This window comes from Nonomuraea sp. 10N515B (assembly GCF_052245915.1).
Lineage (GTDB): Bacteria > Actinomycetota > Actinomycetes > Streptosporangiales > Streptosporangiaceae > Nonomuraea.
On record NZ_JBQQBQ010000084.1, the window covers coordinates 1 to 23,387 of the forward strand.

Below are 23,387 nucleotides of genomic sequence, written 5' to 3' on the forward strand. Positions count from 1 at the left end.
CTTCACTCATTCTGTGGTAATATTCCGCCGAGGGAGTACGAGGACGCCTTCTATAAGGCGCAGGGATCTACTACGTCATTCGCAAGTTCGCAGGAATCGTAGCCTCCAAGATCCCCGGGGCGGTCCACTCGGTGGCCGGCCTGACGCCTGGTGCTCAAGATGCGGCAAGCGTGCGACTCTGTACTACGTTGATCCAGCGACCGGAAGGCACACGTACGTCTGCACGACCGATGCCGGTCCCGAGGTAGAGGCAATGCTCTTGCGCTCCGCCGACTAGGCGAATCACCACCGTGGTGTCAGCCCTTCGAGCCTCCGCGCTCAAGAGACTTCGGAATGAGGTATTTCTTCGACGCCGTAGAACCGCGCCCGCGCCCGTACCTATGAGTGTTCGACCCCGCAGAACGGGGCGTCCCACGCCGTCGGAGCGTCGCTCTGGATCACACCCCCGACGCGAAGCCGTCGCGCGACGTCTCGAAGCGCGCACCGTCATCGGTCCACACGCACGCGATGAGCCGAACCGCGTGCCTTCCGCGAACTCGATCGCATGCGCCTCGTCGTCGGCAGGCTGAATCGCGAGCACGGGCCAAACCCCTCTCCTGCACGATCGGCGGACTGGGGTGTGTTAAGCCAGTGACTCCGAGGACGCGACCATGCCACACACGCTTTCCTCCCTTGACGGCCAAAGCTCATGCACACCACGCAACGCCCTCGGTCCAGGCTGGCTGGACTGAAGCGAGCATGATCGCGCTGGCGGAAGGGAGATTGGCGGGAACCGAGCGCGCCATACCTAACTCGAAGAAATCAACGGAGAGATGGCCGGCGGCGGGGGCCGATGGCTCCAGCGCCGAACCGATCATGATGTGCCGTTCCAGCCCCGCAAGCCTTATTCTCACCCGTCGTGAAGCCCCCTAAAACTCGTCCATGACATATGGCCTGGCTTCTATCCTCGGCACTCGTGTTCCTACGCCTGCTGTATCTGCTGACGGTCCGGTTGTTCGGCTGGTTGACGCTTCTCGCGCGGGGCGACACCTCCAAGGAGGCGGAGATTTTGGTGTTGCGTCACGAAGTCGCCGTCCCACGTCGTCAGGTCTCCCGCCGGCAACCGGACGGGGCCGACCGGGCGCCACTGGCCGCACTGGCGCGACTGCTGCCCACGCGGCTTCGGCTCCATCGCGCCGCATGGTCTTAGCCTGACCGTGATCCGACTACGGCATGATCTGCCGGCATGAGGAAAACGATCTCTGTCTTGGTCGTCTGCGGCGCCTTCCTGGTGGGCACGGCCCCCGCGCAGGCCCAGGCCGTGTCCAAGGACCCCGTGCGCGTGCTGAAGTCCAAGCTCATCCCCGGCCACGGCGTCCGATACACCGAGATTGCCAACTGGTCCGACGGCACCGAGACCTCGCAGGCGTACGAGACGAAGGGCGTCCTGCAGTTCGGGAGGAAGGGCCTGGCCAGCTACGACATCGCCGGCACCGCGTATGACGACGAGAAGGACCGCGTCATCTACAACGGCAAGGCCACGTACTACTCCGGTGCCCTCGCCGGAGACCTGCCCAAGGGCAAGACCTGGCTCAAGGTTTCCGGCGGCGGCGGCATGCCCAGCGAGTACGACCAGATCCTCAACCCCGCCGAGCCCACCACGCTGTCGGCGCTGCTCAACAAGGGCAAGAGGAGCGGGAACACGGTCACCGGCACGATTACCTTCAAGGACCTGCGCAAGGTGTCCGCCTGGTTCTCCCGCTCGGACCTGCGCTCCTGGCCCTCGGACACAGAGGTCTCCTACAAGCTGACGTTCACCTCGGCCGGGCTGGTCAGCAAGCTGTGGAGCTCGTACACGGCCAAGGGCGTCCCGCTGGACTACGAAGACTTCGAGGGCAGCACCTTCATCGTCGATACCCGCTACACCGGCTGGGGCGCCAAGGTGTCGGTCAAGACGCCCGACCCCAAGACCGTCGTCACCGAGTGAGCTTGTTCGGGCGTCGCAATGGACGTCGAGTGTAGCCTGGGAGGCCCTCAACCTGCGCGACTACAACATCACGCTCCCACCTCCAGAGGACGCCGAGGCATGGGGAGAACTGCGCTTCGCCACAGCGGCCCCGGTTTGCAGGACGTGAGTGGACCGACGACGGCAAGCTCAGGGAGGAACGCTCCCTCAAGCACCGCGCAGACGGCCACCACCACACCGTGCCCATCCCACCCGTCCTGGTGACGATCCTGCGGGCTCACCTGGCCGCGCCATACGGCCAGGCCCCAGACGGACGGTTGTTCACCGGCGTCCGTGGCGGAGAACTGCCCAACATCACCTACCGCCGAGTCTGGGCACGCGCACGAGCCGCCGCCCTCACCAAGGCGGAGCACGCCTCACCGCTCGCCAGGCGCGTCTATGACCTGCGCCACGCCTGCGTCTCAACATGGCTCAACGCGGGCGTTCCTGCCACCCAGGTCGCGATCTGGGCCGGACACAATGTAGAGGTCTTGCTCAGGATCTACGCCAAGTGCGTCGTCGGCCAGGATGTGGCCGCTAAGCGCCGCATCTCCGACGCTCTCAAGGAGAGTGAGTAGTCATCCAAGGTCGCGGCCTGGCAAGCTCACCACCTCATCAAGCGCTAAGAGCGGTATGCGAGGTCGACACCATCGACGACTGAGGCATAGGCACTACGTAGGGAGTCCCCGACAAGTGCGGCGGTCGAGGGCTCCCTAGAGCCTGTGAGCGCCGCCTCTACGCGGCGGTGCCGACGGCGAGGCGAGCATCTTGTCAGGTCTCAACCGGCCGTTGTAGATAGCGATGATGTTGCCAGCCAGGGGATGGAGCGGAAGGAGGAATCACCGCCGCAGCGCGGCGCTGGGGCTCGCACCCGCGCCGCTGAGCCCGCCGAAGACCGCTACCCGATCTCGCCGAGGTCGAAGGCGACGTCGGCGAGGTGAACAGTCCGCACCTCCGGGTCGTCGAGGAGCTTGCGCAGATCGGCGAGTTTCCAGCGGTCGACGACAAGCCCGTGCACGACGCCCTCCTCGGCCGCTCCCGCGAGCCACCCGTAATCCAACTCGAATGCGTCGAGGTCGTCCCCCTCGTCAAGCACCCCGACCCATCTGCGGAACTCCGCCAGCGCCGCCACGGGCTCGGTCTCGCACTGATAGGTGAGATCCGCCTGGATGTTGTCCTCGGTCATCCCGCGGTTCCAGACCACCGCGTTCAACGAAGCCGGTTCACTGGAGTCGTCGTAGTAGGACGGGGAGTAGATGTAGGAGACGTCCGCCCCTCCGCAGATCCTGTGCCTCCGGTTGAAGGCGACGAGCCGCTCGGTGGTCATCGAGCGCGCGAACTCCACGACCGCGACGGCGTCGAGCGTCTGGGGAAGCCCATCGATGGTCTTCCGGGCCTTTTCCGTCAGCACCTCCTCGACGCCGGGGTCCACGTCTACAAAACCGATCGCGTCGGCCAGGCTGCCAGACGGCCCGTCGAGGGCGGGTGCCCGGACGGTGCCGAACAGGTTTTCCACGATTTCGTATTCCGTCTCGCCCTGGCTGGGACCGGCCCGACGCGGCTCCCCCCGCAGCGTGTAGCTCTTCTTCAGCAGCCACCTGCCATCGCCATAACCGTGTGGCAGGCGCTTGTCCGGGTTCGCGATGCGGGCGACTGTGCCGTACAACCGGGCCATCCGCTCGTCGTCGGAGTCGATGAACAGCCAGAGAACCCGGTCGACCGCGCTGAAGGCCAGGTACAGCGCCGCGGTTACCGCCAGAACCTTGACAAGAGACCTGGCCACGTACGCCCAGTCGGGCTCCCTTACGTGCAGCACCGCGCGCTCCTGCGATCTAGATCAAATTGGGTACGGCGCACCATAGCGGCCCTTGACTGGCGTGGACAGGGGAAGATCAGGCGGGGACTCGATATGACGGGCCGGTGGAAACTGCTGTCAGGCAGGGCGCGTCCACGTCCTCTGGCGCTCCTATATCTCGACATGATCTACGGGGGGTGCCGCCCTGCAGGTCACGGCCTGTGCCTGACACAACGTCGAGACCCTGGAGAGGATCGGTCGCCGAGTGCGTCGTCGAGGTAGGACGAGGCCGCCAAGCGCCGCATCTCCGACGCCCTCAAGCAGGAGTGATCCGGAGCACGCGCGCGTGCGCACGTATTTGGCACGACCATCCGTAGCAGCTCAGCGATAGCCGGACACGACCGGACACAAGAAGAGGGCTCCTGACCAGCGTTACCGCAGGTCAGGAGCCCTCTTCTGCTGCTTGAGTGAAGCGCGCCCTGCAGGATTCGAACCTGCGACCGTCGGATTAGAAGCAAGATCCTTTAGTGCCGCACAGTGCCGTTTAATAATAGTTCGTGCCGCCTCCACGCACATTGCGTGTCCGACAGTGCCGGGTCCTGACGGCGCGTGACGGGGCATACGAGCACGCACCGAGCACAGCCGACACCCCACTTGATCATTGCATGCTCCACAGAATGAATCCCTGGCGCCAGAGCACGCCGACGTCGCAGTGTTCGCGAAGCACGCTCGCCTGGCAGGCCGATCGCCAACCGGTCAGATGCGGCATCAGCTGGATGCCCGCTCGATGATCTCCTGTTCGGTGAGTGGATCGGCGGGATGATGACTCAGGCACTGCCGCGCCCGGATAAGCACCTCGGGTATGCCGTCGCTCGCGGCATAAAACTGCCCAGTCTCCAGCCGTCCGACTCGGTCGGCGTGGCCTCCGCGGGCCCGCGCCAGCCCTTTGACCACCTCGATCTGCGTGGGGCTGTTGATTCTCCCGATGAACTGGGTTGTGGCGTTCCCAGCAATATGGTTGTGCAGACCGCGCGGCGTCTGGGTGGCGAAGACAAGGCCGAGGCCGTACTTACGCGCCTGTGAGGCCAGGGTCAGCGTGCTGGCCAGCGCTTCGGTCTTCGGTGTCGCCGGTACGAGGGCCTGCGCCTCATCCATCACGTACAGGCCGTTGAGGGGACGGCCGCGGGCCGGATTCCGCTTGATCCAGGAGAACAGGGCCATCTGGAGCTGGCTGACGAATCCTGGTCTCGCCTCATCACTGAGACCGATGAAACTGATGACGGAGACGCGTGCCCGCTTGCCCGTTGACGGGCTGAGCAACTGCTCGGGGTTCGCCGGCTCACCGCGGCCCGCGAAGAGCGGGTCGTTGATCGTCGCGGCGGTGAGAAGTTGTCCTAGTTCGGCGGCGATCTGATCCGCGCGGTCGATCTGGCTGACTTCCAGCGGCAGGGCGGCGAGCAGGCCGAGAAACGCGGCGAAGTCGCCACCGCCCGAGCGGGCGAAGTAACCCAGCGCCTGTCGGAGGATGGCCTTCCCCTTGCGCGCCTTGGCACTCACCCCGTCCACGCTCGCCCGAGGGGCGAGCGCTTCGACAGCCAGGCCAAGCGCGGAGTCCAGCTCGTCACGGTCATCCAGCACGGGCGCGAAATCGGGGAGCGGCTGGAAGGTCAGCGGGCGTCCGCGAGAACGTCCCGGGGTCCAGATCACGACCTCAGTCTCGGCGAAATAGCGAGCCGCCTTGTCCGCGTCCTCGTCGCTCCAACCAGGAGGTGGGCTGGGCCAGGGATCGCCCAGCCGGGCCAGATCGTTGTTGGAGTCACTATCGAGGACACCCCGTGCAGTGCGCACTCCTCGATGAGCCGCCGCAGGAACACGGTCTTGCCGGAGCCGGAGCCGGCGAATACGGCCGTGTGGCGGGTGAGGGTGCTCAGCTTCAGTTCGAGATTGGTGCCGGTGTCCAGACGCCTGCCGACCGGGATGACCGCGGTGCGGCTGCCTGCGGATTCCGGAAGGTCTCTTGCCTGCCGTTCCGATCCTGCGGTCGATGGCTGAGGCGGCGGTGATGGATCGGTGAATATCAGCGCGCCGAACAGGCTGGTGAACAACTCGGTGCCGCTGGCCGGGCAGCGAGCACGCAGCCAGTTCTCGAGTTCCGGGTCCTCATCGGCAGCCATTTGCCGCAACGCCTCGAAGACGCGCAGGTCGTCACCCCGGACAGTGAGTGATTGCCCGCCCCACTCCTGGAGCTGTGTCAGGCGAGCTTGAGTGGCCGGTCCATCCGACCATGCGAGATTGCGCAGTACGACGAAACAACGGTCGGGCGTCTCCGGGCCCAGGCCGGACGCCGTGATGCCGTCATTCAGCCGTTTAAGTGCCGCGATGTGGTGCGGCGCGCCGATCATCCGGAACGTCCAGTGCCATTGCTCCTCAGAATCTGGGTCCATTGCCTGCCGCAACCTCGCGTGCAGGCTGGGACGGCGGCCCGGCGGTGGATCGACGGAAAAGGCTTCGCCCGCTTTATCCTGCTCCTTGATCCATGCGTGGAGACCTGCGGCGAGCAGGAGAGGGGCGAGTTCGTCCTCGTGTTCCGGATCGAACGCATCGGATACGTCAGCCCGTCCGTGCAATTCGGCGAACCGCGCGTCGAGCCGGGCCAGGTTCGTCTCCGGCACGGCGGGAACGGCCTCGACGAGAGGTGTCACAGCGGGAACTGGTTCTTCTCGATCGAAACGTTCCAGCGGATGCACGTGGCCTTCCGCCCGGCATGTCGCGACATGTCCGCTGATGAGACGGAGCAGTGTCCTCGGCGTATGACCCGGCGCTGTTGCGAACGCGGTAGGGGCGATGGGCCAGGCGGGGCTGGGCGCGGTGAAACCCGCGTGCGCGAATGCCACCGCGAACCTTCGCTCGACCAGGACTCGGGCAATGTCCGCGCTTGCGATCGTCGTGAGGATCAGGGCTGGCCGGAACCTGTCCTGTGCCGTTCCGATGGCCCGATTCCTGATCAGATTCCACGACGAGGGCAGGCAAGCCACCAGACATAGCGTTCTCTGAGTGGCGTGCACCAGGGCCATGAGGCCGCTCGCGATCTCGTCGATCACATCTTTCCGCGGTTCGGCATCGGGCGGCAGTGCGGCCGAGTCAGGACCGGCGGCCACACGGGAGTGTTCGAGGAGCGCGTCGATCTGATCCACCGCGATGACGCTGGGGCCGGTCAGCGCGAGGATCATCGACAGCTCGACCGCGATGTCGTGCGGCTTCTTGACTCCTCGGCTCATGCCCCAGGCTTTGCGATCGCCCTCCTCGGCTTCCTCGGTCGACATCAGGTGATCGTGAGCGACGTCGAGGGCCGGGCCGGAGGCGGCGGCGTAGAGAGCGAGCGCCCGGATGGTGTCGCGGCACCGCAGCAACTGCCGGTTCCTGGCCACCAGGCCATTCACCAGAGCATCGAGGTCGCTGCGGGTGATGCCCGATTCACTCTCGATCGCTGCCCCGATCTGGTCATCGGCTCCCGCGAGGGTGGCCAGGGCGAGCAGGGCCACCATCGCCTGGCTCGGAGTGTCCGGGCCTGCGACCGAACGGCCCAGGTCCTCGACCATCGCACTCGTGGTCCGATGCCAGAAGTCGTCTCCCGCGCTGAAGTCCACGAGGAAGAAGTAGCCGCCGGCCTGCGCGATCTTGCCCCTTACCCAACCGAGGAGGTGAGTCTTGCCGGCGCCTCCTTCACCCTGGATCACGACGCCGAGCGGGCTGGTGCGGGAGGCGGCGGACGCCTCGTCGATGCCGTCGAGGATCAGCTGCTCCGCCCGCGGATGCATGCCGTCGACGTGGAAGGGGGGCGGGTTCCAGGCATGTTCGGCCGTTATCGCCCAGTTGAGGACTCTGGAGATGGCGTGGAGCGCCCGTTCCTCGTTCTCGTTCATCGGGCCTCGATCGCCAGCAGGTGCTTGCTCACACCGCCTATGAGGACGGCCGCTTTCCTGTCCTCGTCGGTCAGGGTCTTCTGGTCCGCTTCCGGTACCAGATGAACGTCCGGGAGCTGTTCCAGTTGCCAGAGCGCCTCGTCGACCTCCTCGTGGGGAGCGTCTTCCAGTTGTGCTCGCAGATGTGTCAGGAGCACCTAGTCCTGCGGTTCGCGAGCCAGGTGCCAGTAGGCGTCGCGGATCGCCTTGGTCAGATCGGCCGGGGCCGCGGCCCCGCCTTCGCGGGCCTTGACGACGAACTCGGCCAGGCTCAGATCACTCGCGTCGAGGTATCCCTTGATCACGCGCAGGACACCGTACAAGGTGCGGCCGAGCGATCCTCCGCGTTCCGGAGCCGAGCCTTCCAACTCTGTCACGCACCAGGCCCAGCCGTCCTCGGTGAGCGTGTGGTGGTAGGACCTGCCCAGCTTCTCGCTCATGACGAGACCGCTCTTGTTCACACGGCGCCGCGGCTCACCGTCGAGCGCGTCCCCGACGTGAGCTCGAAGCTCCGGGTTGGACGCCGTCCCGCCGAGCGTCATCAGGCCCAGGAGCAAGGCCCGCTCCCGGGTTCCGAAGGTGGTGTTCTCCATGGTCAGCTCTCCTCGGATCGATCGTCCACAACTTTGCTGAAGCTGGTCGCAATGAGTTCACGGCGGCCGTTGACGTCCATGAGCGTGCCGACAGCACGCACGAGGGTTCGGTTTCGATGGGCATCGACGGCTACGTCATAAGCCGTCTCATCGGGCAGGCGCACCCAAATGGAGCCGCGCGGCTCGGCATCTCCGATCGACACCTGGCCACGTACGTGAACGCGGAATCGGTCCTCGCCCCCGTTGTCGAAAAGGGTGTCGATGAGGCCCGTCACCGAAGCGCTTTCGTGGTGGAGACGCCGAAGCCTATGGGCGACACGGCGCAGCAACGTCCCGCTCTCGGCCTCGAAGACCACTGTCTGCGCGGGTATCTCGGAGGGCAGTGCGCGGGCCCAGCGGAAACCGACCTCGAAACGGGTTCCGGGATCGGGGCCGGCGAATCGGGCGAGTGCGACGCACAAGTCGGCCGACACGCCGTCCCGGACCATGCCGTCGAAGACGCTGATGTCGCCGGTTCTGTGTACCTCCGCGCTGGCTTCGCGCAGGAGCAGCGCGGCACGTTGGAGCAGGGTCAAGGTACGGCGCGCCAGCGGAGATTCGCCGGAATTTTCCTCCTGTAACGGGATGCGTACGGTGAGGAGGTCTGCAGATGGCACGATTGGCCCGATCCATACGCGCGCGAGCAGATCACGCACTGCTTTGGGCGCTGTACCGTCGAACACCGGCCGGGGTCCGCTCAAAGCGGCACGCGCCGCTGCGCTCAAGGCGGCTTGGGCGCTGTTGAGAGCTGTGACCGCATCGACCAACCCGAACTGCCCATTCGTGGGGACGATGGGTGCGCGGTACCACTGGACATCCGCCGTAGGCGAGCTGATGTCGGACGCGATGTCCTCAGCAGAGCGGCCCTCCACCCTCGACAGCAGCGCAAGGATCTCTCTGAGACGCCGCCGCCCGTCGGCCAGATCGTCCGCTCCGGGCACCAGGATCTCGTGATCACCGTCATGCACCCAGACGGCCGCACCTCTCCAGCCCTCCGGCTGGCGAACCCAGCCGGTAGCGGCCAGATGGCTGCTGACGTCGGAAACCGACACACTCCTCATCACGCGGGTGACCCATGGGCGCCCCGACGAGCTCGCGTAACGCACGGACCGTGAGAACGTTCCCCAACGGCACCTGGATGGGCACATGCCGTTTGGTACTCGGAGAGGCGATGGGTCGCTCACCCTCGAACCCGCGGTAGTAGCAGAGCCGGCTCAACGTCAGCCCCTCGGTATCCACGCGCGCATAGCGGTCGCTTTCCGAGGGGACCACGACAAGAAACAGGTAACGCGGAACGAGAAAAGGACCGGCGACGAGCTTGTTGTACTGCACCTCGTTCAGTCCGCGAAACTGCAGATCCGGGCCCTTGCACAGCGGCGCCGACCACGACTTGACCTGTACCTCGATAGCAGGCGAGGCAATATATCCCGTCCTTTCGGGGTATCGAAAGCCCAGGTCGATGCCGTCATAGTCGAGATCGTCCTGATAGACGAGGAGGCCCGCAGCCGAAGCAAGTACCCTCACGTAGTCTTCAGCGAACTTGCCTTGATGGTTCCGCTGGTCCAGCACGCAGTCTCCCTCACCACCGACCGCCCGATCCGCACGCTAGAGAGTATCTTTCACCCAGCCAAGAGGGAGAGAGATTTCGCTTTGGCGACATATGAGACACGTCTTCCTTTTACGGTCACCCTGAATATGCGAATTCGTTCGGTGCCGAGCCGCAGTGACATGCCATTGCCTGAAGCCAGGCGTTCACCCGTGCAATCGCACCCGCCACCGTGACATCCGCCGCGAGCGTCACCGCCTAGGCGTGCGCGACCGACGGCCTCTCGCCCGAGCCGGGCAGCAGTGGGGTAGGAGGATCGTCATCATGCGCCACGCTTCCGCGTACGCACATACCGGGCGGTCTCGTCCAGTAGGGCAACGACCGGGCGCGGGCCTACATGCGTACGACGTATGAGCGGCGCGTGCTGCCGGCCCACCGCCTCGATCGATGGCGCGCCCGTGCCGCCATCCGCAAACTGCAACGGGCCGGCCTCCCGATCCGGCCAGGCCACGAAGTAGGCCAGGATGACCGCCGTCGGGGCGCCGGTAGGCCCGTCCGCGTCGATCAGCGCGCGTGCCCGCTCCATTCGGAAACGGCTGCGCAGATCCGGCAGGTAGTTGACGGCCACGACCTCCCCTGCGAGGACAGGATCGCCGTCGACCGTCCCGCGTCCAGCCATCCTCGCCCCAGACCCGGCACGGATCACTCAGCAGCTTGCCGAGGAGGTCTTGCGAGCAATGACCATTGCGTAAACCCATGCGCACCTCGGTGCGCCGAATGATTTCGTATCGCTTCAGCGGACCTTTGTGACGTCGCGCTGAGGTGAGGCCCGTTCGATTTGTCAACGGCCTACTCCGAGGAGCCTCCGGCTTCGGCGATGCTCCTCTCAGAGCACCAAGCGGGCACGAGTCGACAGCAGTCGGACAAGCCGTCAGTGTCACCCTTGAGCATCTGATCACGGCGGCGAAGCGCCTCGACCTCCCGGCCTCGACCGTTCCTCCAGGGCTACGGCTCCATGACAGGAGCGGAGCCCCGACCCAGCTCACTCAGTTGCCGACCGGGTTCGTGAGGCGGGTCAGGTACTCGGCGGCCGCAGCGCGCAGGGGCGGCGGCTCGGCAGTGGCGCCGACGGTGGCGGTGGCGGATAGGAAGGCGGGGCCGCGCGGGTCGTCCATGCGGGCCAGTGCGTAGGCGGCACGAATCCGCGGCGAGGGCGGGATCCGGGAGTTCAGCAAAGACGCCAGCAGGTCGGCGGCCCGTTGTGGATCAATGCGGACGATCTGACGCGCCAGAACCAGGAGATGCTCGGGCAGGAGGCCAGGAGCGGTGAGCAGCCTGTCCAGGTACTCGGCGTGCAACGGATCCGACACCTCCAAGAGGACGCGTAACAGGGCGGGGTTGCCGGACAGCGTGTGCGGCAGGGCGAGCCAGGCACCGACCGCGGATTCCGGATCGCGGTGGGCGAGGTGCGCGAGTGCCAGGCGGCGCGTCCCGGGATCGGGCGCGGGATGCGCGACCACGGCCAAGAGCGCGGCCGTGATGGACGGGTGGGGGTGCCGGGCGCATCCACCGAGCGCTATGCGGCGTGCGGTGCGGTCCAGGCTCTCATCGGTGAAGACGTCCGCCAGGAGACGGGCCACCTCATCGCCCACTTCGGGCTGAGCCGCCGAACCCTGCGGGTCCGGAGTGACCAGGGCTTGGGCTTCGGGCGTGAGCAGGGCGAGAGCGGCGGAGCAGCGGTCGATGACGTGGTAGGCGGGGTCGGCGGCGAGCTCGGCGAGCAGTCGCAGGCCGCGTTCCTCGCCGAAGCTGATCAGGGTCTGCGCGATGCCGTGGCGGGCCGCCCAGCCGGTGCTCCTGTCGTGGGCGAGCCTTTCGAGGATCTCCGGGCCTGAGGTGCGCGAGTACATGAGACTGACGGCGGCGCTGCTGCGTACCCCGGCAGGGACGTCGGAATCGGCCACCAGCTCCTTGAGCACGGTGATCGCACGCTCCCGCATCCTGGGAGGGTTGTACAGATCGCCCGTGGCCCAGACGCGTATCCGGGGCGACACCGACGGCGAGACGGCGAGTCGCAGGGCGAAGGCCTGGGGCATGTCGCGTGGATAGGTCTGGGTGATCTGGCCGAGCTGCTGCCCGGGGTCGATCCGCCGGTCGCAGGCGATCGCGTGGAGGAAGTCCTGAACGCCGTGCGGGTTGCTGTTGCACAGCCCGCGCATCAGCCGGGGCTTCCTGCTCACGTCGAGGTTCACCTGTTCGAGCAGGTCCAGGCAGAGCTGCACGGAGGCCGGCGTGGCCGTGCCCTCCAGGATGCCGCGCAGCCAGTCGGCGGGGAAGTTCCTGGGCAGCTCCGCCGCGACGCGCGTGAACCAGTCGCGGCGCAGCTCGACGTGGTCAGACGTCCGGGCCAACGCGATGGCGGCACGCCCCTGCTCCGCCCGGCTGCGGCGCGGATCGTTGACGATCCTGGCCAGCAGCGGGTGCGCGCGCCGGTCGCCGAGGCGGAGGAGGTGGTCGAGCGCGCGCCAGGCGACACCCTGGCGCTGCTCCTCCGCCTCCGCCTGCCGCAGCAGCAGGTCGGGCGCGCGCGGGTCGTCCAACGCCTCCAGGAGCAGCCCGGTCTCGAACAGGGCGGTCCCGAACCTGTCGGCGTTCCGTACGAGGCGATCCGCGGCGACCCTGCGGACGTTCTCGGGCAGGACCACCCCCTCCCGCGCCAGCCGGGCGATCAGCCGACTGCCCTTTCTGTCCTTCGCCAGCTCGGCCAGCACGGACCGCAGGGCGCGGACGTCGCGCAGCTCCGAGAGCACGAACTGGTCGGCCAGCCTGATCGGCGCTTTCGACGCGGCCAGGGTCGTCAGCAGGTTCTTCAGCTTCTTGACCGCCCACGCGTGCAGGCCAGGAACCTCGCGGATGTGCCGCGCGGCGAGGAACTCCGCGATCGTCTGGTGCACGAAGACGAACTCGCCGCCGGCCCGCTGCAGCACCAGGCCGCTGCGCCGGGCGATCTCCCTGACCAGGCTCTGCCAGACGGGCTCGGGCACATGTCCCGGCCGTGTCTCGTTGAACGGCGCGTACACCACATCTGGCTTGACGGTCCTGCCCTCGCGCTCGAACATGTCGAACGCCGCTGCGCACAGGGCCTCGACGATCCGGGGCGGCACCTGCTCGGCAGCCGAGACGGCCTGGGGGCCGTACCGGGAGATCGTCGTGCGTGTCTGCGGAAACAGGCCGCCGGACGTGGCACTGAACGAGCGCTCGCGCAGCAGAGCGAGGAATGCCTCGTACACCTCGACCCGGCTGCGGGGCAGCTCGCGTCTGGGGTTGGCGGCGAACAACTGGCACAGGATCGTGGCCATGAGCGGCGTTCTGGCCAGTTCCGACAGGCGGGCCTCCTTGATGGCGTCGACCAGCCGGGAAGCAGCCTGCGCGGGCAGCGGGAGTTCCAGCTCGCTGAACCAGCGCTCGGCGAGCAGCGCGAGCTGGTACTCCGCCAGCGGCATCAGCGCGTAGCTTGCGGCCCTTTCGGGCATCTCGGCCCAGGCTAGAGGCCGGGTGGCGACGATGAAGCGGTACGGGGCGTCTTGGGGGATGTCGCGGACGCCGAACGTCCTGTCGATCACTCGCCGGCGCTCTCCGAGATCGAGGATCTCGTCCAGGCCGTCCACGAGGACGAGCCAGCGGCCGCCCGGCACGGGCGCGTTCCTGAAGAAGTCGGCGGGCAGCTCGTCCAGCAGGCCGGACTGGGCCAGGTCACCGTGCACACCGGCGGCGATGGCCTGTGGCAACGACGCGGAACCGGCGAGGTCGGCGGCCTGGACCAGGACCGGCACCTCTGTGATGGGCACGTCGTTCCGCTGGCGCTCCGCGAGCGTGATCACGAACATGCGCAGCAGGCAGGATTTCCCGGCACCCGGTCCGCCCACGACCAGCGCGTCGGTGTCCTGCCCGAGCAGGAAGTCGGCGCTACGCGGCACGTCGTCGTCGTACTCGGCGGACAACGCGCCGGCGTTCTGCTGGACGTAGATGGCGGCGAGCGGCGGGGCGATCACGTCCGGCAACACCCCGGGATACGGGTGTGTCTTCGCGGCCTGCTCGGCGGCACGCAGGTAGGCGCGGACGGCGCGGCCCGGGTACGACCAGCCGCCGTGCCGCAGTTGCTCGTCGGTGAGCTCTGCCAGCCAATCGGGCCGCGGGACGGCGTTCAGCCCTCCACGCGCCATGATGTCCGCCACGCCGATCATGTGGGCGCTGCCCCGGTGGTCTGAGGTGGACAGTATGCCGCAGATCGCGCCGGTGCGGAGGTTCACCACGGGACTGCCGCTGAATCCTCCGGTCACCGGGGTCCCGCGTAACCTGGGAAGCTCCAGCCGGGAGCCGGGCGAGCGCCGGGAGGATCCCTCGTAGACGAACGTTGCGGGCTGGCCCGCCCGGAACAGCCCGTCGGGATGGCCGTAGGCCCACAGCCGGTCGCCGACCTCCAGCTCCGGCGACAGCAGCACGGGTCGTCTCCCGTGCTGCTCGGCGTTGGTGAGGAAGGCCACGTCAAGGCCGGTGGCGTCGTCGCGGAAGTACCATTCGGGCCGCGTACGCAGGCGTACGGTCGCGCCCTCGGACACGACCTGCCCCACGATCTCCTCGGGCAATGCCTCACCCTGGTCGGCCAGGACGTGGGCGCAGGTGACCACGAGACCGGGCGCGACGAAGAATCCGGTGCCCGTCCTGCCCGCCGTGCCGCCGGTCAGCGCGAGCGTGGCGGACTTGAGCAGGGGCTCCCATCCCGTCACGGAGCCGGGTTGCTCCACTCCATCGTCACCTTGAAGGTCGACCTCGCCGAGCCCTTGCCGATCATCGCGACCAGCTTGCCGGACTCCAGCGCGAATTCGCACCCGAACTCGATGGCGACCTTGGAGGCGTCGGTCGTCCGCAGTTTCTCGGACACCCGCTCGGTCACCTCGGACAGGCCTGCGAGCGCCTGCTCCAGGGTGGGCTTCAGGCCGCTGATCGCCACTTCCGTGCCCGCCTCGCCGGGGGCCCGTACGGCGTGCAGGTAGACGACGCTGTCGCCCGCCCGCACGCGTACCAGGTGCTCGTTGTCGGGAAGAGTCCCTTCCCCAGCATGTCCAGCCTTTCGGACGGGAGAGATTCGCTGCCGTATGAATACCACGAGCCTTGACGGGATGGACGACCGTCACCACGTTTTATGGGCTGCTTCGGTGGACCGGCCGATTCCGTGTGGCGAGTTGTCGGCTGCGAACCACCCTCTGAACGAGTACATCGATCACTACAACGGCCACGTGCACCGTGAGGCGCTTGTTTCTCCGAGCGGAGGTGGGAGACCGTGCGCCACGAGGCGCTGTGATCCGCGTGCGGGTGGGACACCGGCCGTGGTGCGCAGCCCGGACATCCGGGGTTTATTCGGTGCGGCGCAGGTCCATGCTGTCGGATCCATCCCACCGGTTGTTCGCGGCTGCTTGGCGGGATCGCTCTGCCAGTTCGCCGGTCAGGCCGGTGCGTTCGATGCACCATTCGACCCACTGGGGTAGAAGATCGAGTATGGCCTCGGCGTACTTTTTGATGTACCCGTCTGAGACGAGGATCACGGTGTGCTCGATCCGATGCGGGGAGCAGGCATAGTAGCCCGCTCCGCAGACGCGGGACCAGGTGTCGGCGAGCGTGGCGATGTCTTCTCGTTCGGGTCTGTGGTCATCTCGATCGCGTAGCCAGGCGGCGAAGTCGTCGATGATCGGGTTGAGGTCCTGCTTGGGCTTGGGCTTGGGCTCGGGAGCGACGGTGAACGACTCGCAGAGGGCGCGGGCGCGCTGGCGCAGGCGGTATCGCTCGGCGATGAGTTGTTGCGACTCGCTGCCGAGCAGCAGGGCGCCCAGGAGGTCAGAACGGCACAGCGGATCCAGCAGGTCGCGGGCGGTGGCTTGGTCGCACGGGGCCGGTTGGGTGGAGGCAGATGCCGCGTGCATCCCCACGGCGGCTCGCCACTCGGCGAGCGCTTCCTCCGGTGAGGCGAAGACGGCAGCGTGCACGACCCGGTCTCCGGTGCAGCGGTCGATGTCCCAGCAGTACCAGTGCGGGTCCTCCTCGCCCCAAGCGAAGGGGGCGAGGAACGCGTACCGCGAGCCGTACGCGTCGGCCAGCAGCAGTGGCCCTCCGGCCGGAGTGGCCCGGAGAATCTCACTCGGCCACCCGGGAGCGATGCCGGCTTCGGCCAAGTCCATCGTGGTGTCCTTGATGGCTTCGCGGATGGCGAGGTCGAGGTCGCGGCGCAGCATCTCCCCGCTGGACGGCGGGGTCATCGCGGCGAGCCCGTGCAGCATCCGCCACAGGTCATCTATCTGCCCGCCGGTGCGCGCGGCCATCTGGATCTCGTCGCGGACGAGGTCAGCCAGAGAGGCCAGGTACTGGTCCCAGTGGAAACCCATGCTCTCGGTCCGTGTGCGCGTCCACATCTCCTCGCCGACAAGGTCGACGACGGCGTTCTCCAGCCGCAGAGGCGAGTAGGCAGGCAGGTCAGTGAGACGTTCGATGATCGCATCCTGGGAGTCCGGCCACCACTGATCCCCAGCGGTCCCCATCAGCGACTCAAACAGCACAGCACGAGGGTCGGACGAGGGCTGACGGGCAGCGAGCTGCAGCGCGCGCCGGGCAGGATGACCGCTGACTCCCCGCGTAGGGTTTGCCTTCGCTCTACGCTTCTTCGCCACGGCACCCGATCCTACGGTGTCTCATGGGCTCTGAAGGCTGAACTCCTGAAGGGCTGAAGGGCCGGCCTGAAGGACTCGTTCGCGCGATGCGGACGGCTGAGTCCGAACGCTGCGCCATACTCTGAACGCTATGCAGGAGGAGTTGCGGGCGTTCACCGAATGGGTGGGCGCAGGCCGGAAGCTGACCCAGACGGGGAAACTGACGCTGTCGGACGCGCGGGCGCTGGTGGCGCTGCTGGAAACCGGCGACGAGATCGACCCGAAGATCGGCGACCGGGTGTTCCGGACGAAGAGCAGCACCGAACTGCCCGGATTGAACCTGATCGTGGAATGGGCCAAAGCGGCTGGGCTGGTCCGGGTGGTCAAGGGGCGGCTGCTGCCGGTGAAGAAGGCGGCGCCACTGCTGAAGGACTCGGAGCGGTTGTGGGAGACGTCGTTCACGGCGTTGGGGAAGATGAGCGAGGCGCTCTTTCCCAAGAACTACTGGTACACGTCGCTGGTCGGCGAGGAGTTCGCGCTCATCTGGCCGGCGCTACTGCGTAGGTTGTACGGCGGGCCGGTGCCCGTTGCGGATCTCCGGGAGCTGGCCTGGGAGATCGCGTCGCCGTACTACGAGATGCGCGACCCGCAATCTCAGCGGCGGATGACCGGCCAGGACATCGATCGACTGCTGGTCGTCTTGGTCCGGCTGGGCGCGGTGGAACTCACGGAGGAGACGGCGACTCTGACCCCGGAAGCGGTGAACGCCGTACGGCGCAGCCTGGGTGAGGCCGCACCGGGAGAGCCGATCTATCAGATCCGGGTGACGCTCCAGGAGAGTGCCGATCCGGTGATCTGGCGGCGCCTGCTCGTCTCACCCGGAATCACGATCGACAGGCTGCACGACATCCTGGTCGCGGCGATGGGCTGGGAGGGCCGTCATCTCCACCTGTTCACGGTGGGCGGTGTCCTGTACGGCGAACCGTCACCCGAGTGGGATCTGGACGTTGTGGACGAGAAGAAGACCTCGCTGGCGGAGGTGCTCGCACAGGTCGGGGCTGCCATCGAGTACGAATACGACCTGGGTGACAGCTGGCGGCATGACATCGTGCTGGAGGAGATCCTCGCCGCGGAGGAAGGGGTCCGTTACCCCGTGCTGGTGGACGGGGTGGGCGCTTGCCCGCCAGAGGACGTCGGCGGCATCGGAGGCTACGCATACTTCCGTCTGGTGCTGGCCGATCCCGAGCACGACGAGCACGACGAATATGTCCGCTGGGCCGGTCTGGAGAGCGCGCAGGAGTTCGACCCGGCCCGGTTCGCCGTTGAAGCCGCTCGCCGAGCGCTGGCCTCGGCTGGGTGATCAGATGCGCATCGCAGACGTGCAGCCCGCGGGCCTCCCCGCCGAAGCACTCGCCCCGCACAACAACGGCCCCTGGTGTGCCCGGTCGGGACTCGTCCCGGCAGCGCCGACCGCCTCACCCCTGGAGCGCCCCCGTACTCCGGACTCTTGACCCGAGGTCACCCCTGATCGAATGCGAGCCCTAACAGCTAGGCGCGAGCCGGGGGCAGGCCGTAGCGGCTGACGGCCAGGTACGTCTCCGGCGTCGCCGCTTCGAGGAGCCCCTCGTCGCCTTCCAGGTCGAGTTCTGGCTCCTGGGGACGGCGCAGCAGATCACTCCAGTCGCTTGTCGCTCCCTGCTCGTAGGCGTCGCGGAGCAGGGGGCGCAGCCGGGGGCGGGCTTCCTCCTGCTGCTCGCGGAAGATCCGCCGCTGGGTGAGTCGCTGTTCTTCCTGAGCATCGTCGCTGAGTTCCTGATCACCGGCCGGCTGGTCCTCGGCGCGCAGCCCCGGGGTGCGCTGGGCGATGGCGAGGTCTTCCTCGCGGAGGCGCTCGCAGGCGGCGAACAGCTTCCGGGACATGCCGAGTTGAACCTCGGTTCCGGGGATGCGGCAGGTGAGGAAGTCGTCGAGGCCCATGGAACGGATTCTGGCGCGCAGGATGTGCCGCTCGGTGTGGGGCGCTGCTCCGCGGGCTTCGGCCCGCGTGGCGCGGGTGTGGTCGTCGTCTTCCAGGGGCGTGATCAGCCCGGAACGCTGACGACGGGACGCGCGCTCGGCGGGAACGAGCACGGTCCGCAGTTGCGAGGCGGGAGCAGAGCGCAGCGCCAGGTAGACGAGCATCTGGGCGCGGGCCGCGCCGATGAGCGCGTCGTCGCTGTCGCCGAGACGGTCTTCGAGGTTGCCCGGGCCGACCGCTGACTCGTCGTCGATGTCGAATCCCCACTGGGGCCAGCGGCGGCCGTCCGGGGTGCAGGTCGTGGTCGATGGTGAGGAAGAGATCGTCTCCGGGCCGCACGCACGCTCCGACCAGGACGGTGCGGTGGGCGTACGAGCCAAGGATCTTGCTGCCGGCGGCCAGTTGCGCCCACCCCTTGCGGAGCGTGCCGACGCCCACGTCGCCCCCCTTGGCCTCGATCAGCCAGTACAGGCCCTCTGCCTGGTGCTGCCCCCACAGGTCGGGCAACTTATTCTTCGGATCCCTGAACGTGTCGAGCAGGGTCCAAGGGAGGCCGAAGGCCTTGTTCCAGGTCGACTGGGGTCACGATTATCTCGGGTTGTCCCTGTTCGATGAGTGCGAACGGCGCAGCAGGGAGCTGGAATACCGGCAATTGGAGCCGGGATCGCTACACCTGATGCGCTACCAGCAGTGGCGCCACGCGTCTGACTCCGACGTGGAGTTCCCTGAGCGTGGCTGGTGTTTCACGATGACGATCGATCCGGACGGACGCGCTAGGCAAGTTCTGAGCGATGTCGGCGGGTCGTGTCACACCGGAGCGAGCGTCCCGGTTGATCACCGTTCGGTGGCCAAGGCGGAGTTCCTCGCGTGGACCTGCCGCAGCGTCATCCGGTCCTTCATGCCGAGGCAGGAGAGTGATGAGGGTCCCGTCCCCCGAATAGGACAGAGCGCCCGTCCTACGGACCGTGGACGTCGATCACCCCCTCTAGCGGCTGAGCTTCAGATCCGCCAGCACTGCCTTGACCATGTCCAGGTTCACATCCTGGCGCTGGAGCTCCTTGAGGATGCGCTTGGGTCCCCACCTCCGGTTCTGGTTGGCGAGAGTGGCGATAGCCCTGCGGGCATCCCACGAAGGTGAGGACAGCACATCCCGGTGGGTGTGCTCCTGGTCGGTGCGCCGGGTGGAATGGAAGATCCCGGCATCATTGTCGTCGTCAAGGACCATTCGGCCTCCCCGCGTGTCGTTGGACCTACCGACGCTAGGGACAGCAGCGGTTGCAGGTCCACGACAGAACGCAGGCGAAACCTGACAACTATGGGCAGGAAGCTGACCGGATGTTCGCGGTGGACGGCGTGCTCCTGGATCATTGATATCTAAGCTGGAGCCCGACTTCGCCAGGCTGCCCGCGCCTGCCGTGCCATCGGCGGGCCGCCGTGGCCTCACGAGAAGGGATCCTCGGTCACCGGTGACCGTGCGCGTTGCTGTCGTCGACCCCCTGCCCCTCTTCCAGCAGGGGGTCATGACCACACTGTCCTCCGTGGGGTACGAGGTCGAGGTCCCCGACGACGTTCTGGCCTGGGTGAGCGACGGCCAGCACAACGTGGTGCTGCTGACCCTGGAGTCCGAGCAGGACTGGCAGCTCCTGGAGAAGCTGCGTGACAGGTCCAGGACGCACACGGTGATCGCCCTCGTCGGGGAAGAGTCGGCCGTGCTCGGCGTGCGGGCGCTGTGGGCGGGAGCCCGCTCGGTACTCCTGCGCGGCGTGACCGAGGAGGCGCTGCGGCGCGCGGTGGCGGCGACGCTCGACGGGCAGGCCGTCATGCCAGCGTCCGTGGCCGCCGAGCTGGCGACGGGGGCGGCGGCGTCCGCGCGGGCCTTCGTGGCGCGTTCCACGGCGCACGCCCTCACGCAGGAGCAGCTCACCTGGCTGCGCGAGCTGGCGGCCGGCTCGACCGTGGCCCAGCTCGCCAACCAGGTCGGCTACTCGGAACGGGCGATGTTCCGGCTGCTGCAGACCCTTTACAAAGAGATGGGGGTGCGTACCCGCATCCAGGCCATCATCCGCGCGCAGGAGCAGGGCTGGCTGCGAGACGATGCTCAGGGTCCGAACTCGTCAAACGCGACCAGCACGGAACGCAACCGGCCCGGACGGCACTGATCGAGGAGCTCGACCAGCTCCTTCAGCCGGGCGACGAGGCCGGGCGTCGCCCCGGCCACCTTCCTGGCCTTGCGGAATGCCGCGATGGCGTCATCGAGCTTGCTGTCGTCGTCTAGCCGCCGCCCACAGAGGGAGAACCCCTTGAGGTCCCATGCGGCGAAGTCCTTCTCATCGCCCGTGCCAGGGGCGTTTCTGGCGCCTCCGATACGGATGCTCGCCTGCTCATGAAGGTCGCTGAAGAGTTTCGCGGCGGCTCCGACATCGCGCCGCTTCCTGCCCACGAGCGCGTGGAGGCCGAGCACGATGAGCGAGCGGCCAGGAGACCGGTAGCGCTCGGCCCGCTCGATCTCCTGCAACGCCCCAGGGAGGTCGTCCATCTTCAGGTAAGCGAAGCAGAGCGTGGTCCGCGCCTGCAGCAGGGTGATGGGGTCACGGGTCTGCATGGCCTTCTCGACGGCTTTCTCAGCGGTCTTCCTCGCCTGCACGAAGTCGTTGGAATACAGGTGATGATCGGCCCACCCGTCCAGGCAGGCGGCGTCCAGCCAGCGGTGCTGTACCGTGCGCTCCGCCTCCTCCAGCCGTTGCCGGGCGGCGGACCTCTCGCCCTGCTCGGCGTGCCAGCGAGCCAGTCGCAGGTTGATGTGGACCATCCTGGTCGAGGCGAACTTCATCTCCCGCTCGTCCCGGGGATAGTCCTCCAGGAGCGGTATGGACAGCGCCATCCTCGCGCGGTCCATGGCCTGCACGTATTCGCCCCGGCGCCGGTGGCATTTGGCCAGCCCTTCCAGAGCGCCCATGCGTACGCGCTGGTCGCCGCGCCGCTCCGCCTCGGCCAGCGTTTCGGCGTAGAGCCTGAAGGCGTCCCCTGTCAGGTTGCGTCTCCAATACATCTCCGCCATGTTGCCGCGGATCCGCATCGTGGCGTCGTCATCGTTAAGCTGGGTGCCCAGGCTTAGCGCGTGTTCGTAGGCGATGCCCGCCTCACGGAAGTCTCCGTTGGAGGCGTACAGATCCCCGAGCGCGTTGGAGTTCGTCATTTCATCGTGCGGCTCGGTGAGCTGGCCGCTGAGTTTTATACGGTGCTCGAAAAGGCGATAACCGCAGTTCCCTTCGCGCAGTGTCTCGTCGAGATCCTCAACCATTTCATGGGCCTCGTCGAACCACTGGAGTTTCAAGAGCGCCCGCAACTCTGCGTCGTACAGATGCATGTCCTCGACGCCGGTCAGCGCGGGCTGCATCCGCCCGAGCTCGCGTGCGGCGCCGCGAAGCAGCCTCGTCCATTCCTCGTCGTCCGCCGAGATGCCCGCCGCCGGCACCCAGTCGGGGGCGGTGGACTGGGGCAGGTAGTAACGCAGATCGTCGCCCTTGCGCACCAGGTGGCGCCTGTTGAGCTCCGACAACGCGTTCCGGACGGTCACCGGGTCTCGACCGTCGAAGAGCTTGGCCACGCTCGATACGTCCACCGGCACGTCGTACGCGGCGAGGGCACGGAGCACGCTTCGCTGCAGGTCACTCAGACTGTTGTAGAGGTGGCCGATGAGGAACGGCCGGATACGGGCGCGATGCATGTTCGACAGGAGAGCGGTCAGCTCCTGCGCGTCGAAGTCGCCGTCGGCCAGCACCGCGTGGAAGAGCTCGGCGAGCCAGAGGTTGCCACGGAGCGTCTCGTACAGTTGCTCGCGTACGCCGGTGTCCAGCTCGAACGCCTTGTTGCGGTCGAGATCATCGAGATACTGGTTGAAGAGTTCAAACGGCAGCTTCTCCACCTGGATCGCAGGCTCCGAGGAGGGCCAGTCGAGCTTCGCGGGAGACCTGGGGAGCTCCTGGGTGACGAGCACCACCGTGACATGATGGTGCTTCCTGCTGGCGATCGCCTCGAACGCCTCGTCCAGGTCGAAGTCGACGAGCTCGTTGTTCTTGTTCGTGTTCAGCAGCTCCTCGGCGCAGTCGATGACGATGACCACGCGGGTGTCGGCGTACCTTTCCAACGTCGCGTTGAGCCGGGCGAGTGAGGTGCCCGCATTGCTCCCCGGTGGTGCGTCCGGGCCCTCGATCTCCCTGATCAGGGTGTTGATCCTCAGCGGTTCCCCGGGCAGGGCGTCGTGCCAGACGATGCGAGAGCTCATCTCCCGCTGCTGAAGGTCCTTGCGGACCGCTTGGACGAGTTTCGTCTTTCCGACGCCCGGTGTTCCCTGCACGACGACGACGCCAGGAGAACCGCTCGCCAGCCTCTTCGCGAGCTTCGCAGCGGCGTCCTCATGGTTCAGCAGCTTCTCGTACGGGTCGTCCGCCCGCTTCCGTGCCATGGTGCCGGGCTCCGCCGATGCGGTGGCCGTGGACGGCGCCGACGTCTTGCGACCCTGGTATGCCGCGACGAGGCCGAAGATGATCGCGACCACGACGCCGATCGGAGTCGCGAGGTTGTCGATGCGGCCCACCACCTGCCAGGCACCGTCATCGTCGTTGGCCAGTGCCTGCCACCAGGAGGTGAACGAGAGCCCGTAGGCGGTCCCTGCCAGGACGGCGACGACGCCCGCGCCGATTGCAGCCTTCCGCCAGGATTCCGGCTTCATGCTGTCATCATTACGCCAGAA

The 23,387-nt window shown here is 67.1% G+C and carries 19 protein-coding genes; 5 read left to right on the forward strand and 14 right to left on the reverse strand.

Features of this window, described 5'->3' with window-relative positions; all coding sequences use genetic code 11:
* Positions 1 to 955: 955 nt before the first annotated feature.
* The 3 genes from ACTWQA_RS52840 to ACTWQA_RS52850 all read left to right on the forward strand — a co-directional run bounded on the left by ACTWQA_RS52840 (position 956) and on the right by ACTWQA_RS52850 (position 2,562).
* Positions 956 to 1,189, forward strand: coding sequence for a hypothetical protein (locus tag ACTWQA_RS52840; RefSeq protein ID WP_443166395.1), 234 nt, complete (start codon positions 956 to 958; stop codon positions 1,187 to 1,189).
* A gap of 36 nt (positions 1,190 to 1,225) precedes the next feature.
* The gene (locus ACTWQA_RS52845; protein ID WP_443166396.1) at positions 1,226 to 1,966 is read left to right on the forward strand and encodes a hypothetical protein; all 741 of its coding nucleotides are present in this window, start codon (positions 1,226 to 1,228) and stop codon (positions 1,964 to 1,966) included.
* Positions 1,967 to 2,184: 218 nt separating this feature from the next.
* Entirely contained in the window at positions 2,185 to 2,562 is a 378-nt protein-coding gene (locus ACTWQA_RS52850) for a hypothetical protein (RefSeq protein ID WP_443166397.1), read from the forward strand.
* Between the two features lie 320 nt (positions 2,563 to 2,882).
* On the opposite strand, the gene ACTWQA_RS52855 is transcribed toward ACTWQA_RS52850, so the two are convergent.
* From ACTWQA_RS52855 to ACTWQA_RS52905, 11 genes are all read right to left on the reverse strand, one after another.
* The gene (locus ACTWQA_RS52855; RefSeq protein WP_443166398.1) at positions 2,883 to 3,800 is read right to left on the reverse strand and encodes a hypothetical protein; all 918 of its coding nucleotides are present in this window, start codon (positions 3,798 to 3,800) and stop codon (positions 2,883 to 2,885) included.
* 747 nt (positions 3,801 to 4,547) lie between these two features.
* Positions 4,548 to 5,486: an ATP-binding protein gene (locus ACTWQA_RS52860; protein WP_443166399.1), complete on the reverse strand. Its 939-nt coding sequence runs from the start codon at positions 5,484 to 5,486 to the stop codon at positions 4,548 to 4,550.
* The gene (locus ACTWQA_RS52865) at positions 5,483 to 7,702 is read right to left on the reverse strand and encodes a helicase HerA domain-containing protein (protein WP_443166400.1); all 2,220 of its coding nucleotides are present in this window, start codon (positions 7,700 to 7,702) and stop codon (positions 5,483 to 5,485) included. Before ACTWQA_RS52865 ends, ACTWQA_RS52860 begins: the two co-directional genes overlap by 4 nt.
* Positions 7,699 to 7,899 carry a hypothetical protein gene (locus ACTWQA_RS52870; RefSeq protein ID WP_443166401.1) on the reverse strand — a complete coding sequence of 67 codons (201 nt, stop codon included), beginning with the start codon at positions 7,897 to 7,899 and terminating at the stop codon, positions 7,699 to 7,701. The genes ACTWQA_RS52865 and ACTWQA_RS52870 overlap by 4 nt, the downstream gene beginning before the upstream one ends.
* A complete protein-coding gene (locus ACTWQA_RS52875) occupies positions 7,900 to 8,334 on the reverse strand; it encodes a hypothetical protein (protein ID WP_443166402.1) in 435 nt (144 codons plus the stop codon).
* A gap of 2 nt (positions 8,335 to 8,336) precedes the next feature.
* A complete protein-coding gene (locus ACTWQA_RS52880; protein ID WP_443166403.1) occupies positions 8,337 to 9,341 on the reverse strand; it encodes a hypothetical protein in 1,005 nt (334 codons plus the stop codon).
* On the reverse strand, positions 9,334 to 9,942 hold the full coding sequence (locus tag ACTWQA_RS52885) for a DUF4365 domain-containing protein (RefSeq protein ID WP_443166404.1): 609 nt from the start codon (positions 9,940 to 9,942) through the stop codon (positions 9,334 to 9,336). Before ACTWQA_RS52885 ends, ACTWQA_RS52880 begins: the two co-directional genes overlap by 8 nt.
* 299 nt (positions 9,943 to 10,241) lie before the next feature.
* Positions 10,242 to 10,598: a hypothetical protein gene (locus ACTWQA_RS52890; protein ID WP_443166405.1), complete on the reverse strand. Its 357-nt coding sequence runs from the start codon at positions 10,596 to 10,598 to the stop codon at positions 10,242 to 10,244.
* A gap of 367 nt (positions 10,599 to 10,965) precedes the next feature.
* The gene (locus ACTWQA_RS52895) at positions 10,966 to 14,724 is read right to left on the reverse strand and encodes a trypsin-like peptidase domain-containing protein (protein ID WP_443166406.1); all 3,759 of its coding nucleotides are present in this window, start codon (positions 14,722 to 14,724) and stop codon (positions 10,966 to 10,968) included.
* Positions 14,703 to 14,996, reverse strand: coding sequence for a CU044_2847 family protein (locus ACTWQA_RS52900; RefSeq protein ID WP_443166407.1), 294 nt, complete (start codon positions 14,994 to 14,996; stop codon positions 14,703 to 14,705). Before ACTWQA_RS52900 ends, ACTWQA_RS52895 begins: the two co-directional genes overlap by 22 nt.
* Positions 14,997 to 15,333: 337 nt before the next feature.
* Entirely contained in the window at positions 15,334 to 16,527 is a 1,194-nt protein-coding gene (locus ACTWQA_RS52905; RefSeq protein WP_443166408.1) for a hypothetical protein, read from the reverse strand.
* 241 nt (positions 16,528 to 16,768) lie between these two features.
* Between ACTWQA_RS52905 and ACTWQA_RS52910 the strand changes: the two genes are divergently transcribed.
* On the forward strand, positions 16,769 to 17,977 hold the full coding sequence (locus tag ACTWQA_RS52910; RefSeq protein ID WP_443166409.1) for a plasmid pRiA4b ORF-3 family protein: 1,209 nt from the start codon (positions 16,769 to 16,771) through the stop codon (positions 17,975 to 17,977).
* A 188-nt stretch (positions 17,978 to 18,165) separates the two neighbouring features.
* On the opposite strand, the gene ACTWQA_RS52915 is transcribed toward ACTWQA_RS52910, so the two are convergent.
* Complete coding sequence (locus tag ACTWQA_RS52915; protein ID WP_443166410.1) at positions 18,166 to 19,014, reverse strand: hypothetical protein; 849 nt, start codon at positions 19,012 to 19,014, stop codon at positions 18,166 to 18,168.
* Between the two features lie 605 nt (positions 19,015 to 19,619).
* Positions 19,620 to 19,859 (reverse strand): hypothetical protein, encoded by a 240-nt coding sequence (locus tag ACTWQA_RS52920; RefSeq protein ID WP_443166411.1) that lies wholly within the window; start codon positions 19,857 to 19,859, stop codon positions 19,620 to 19,622.
* A gap of 241 nt (positions 19,860 to 20,100) precedes the next feature.
* Between ACTWQA_RS52920 and ACTWQA_RS52925 the strand changes: the two genes are divergently transcribed.
* Positions 20,101 to 20,793: a hypothetical protein gene (locus ACTWQA_RS52925; RefSeq protein ID WP_443166412.1), complete on the forward strand. Its 693-nt coding sequence runs from the start codon at positions 20,101 to 20,103 to the stop codon at positions 20,791 to 20,793.
* On the opposite strand, the gene ACTWQA_RS52930 is transcribed toward ACTWQA_RS52925, so the two are convergent.
* Positions 20,733 to 23,366 (reverse strand): tetratricopeptide repeat protein, encoded by a 2,634-nt coding sequence (locus ACTWQA_RS52930; RefSeq protein ID WP_443166413.1) that lies wholly within the window; start codon positions 23,364 to 23,366, stop codon positions 20,733 to 20,735. The genes ACTWQA_RS52925 and ACTWQA_RS52930 overlap by 61 nt on opposite strands.
* Between the last annotated feature and the right edge of the window lie 21 nt (positions 23,367 to 23,387).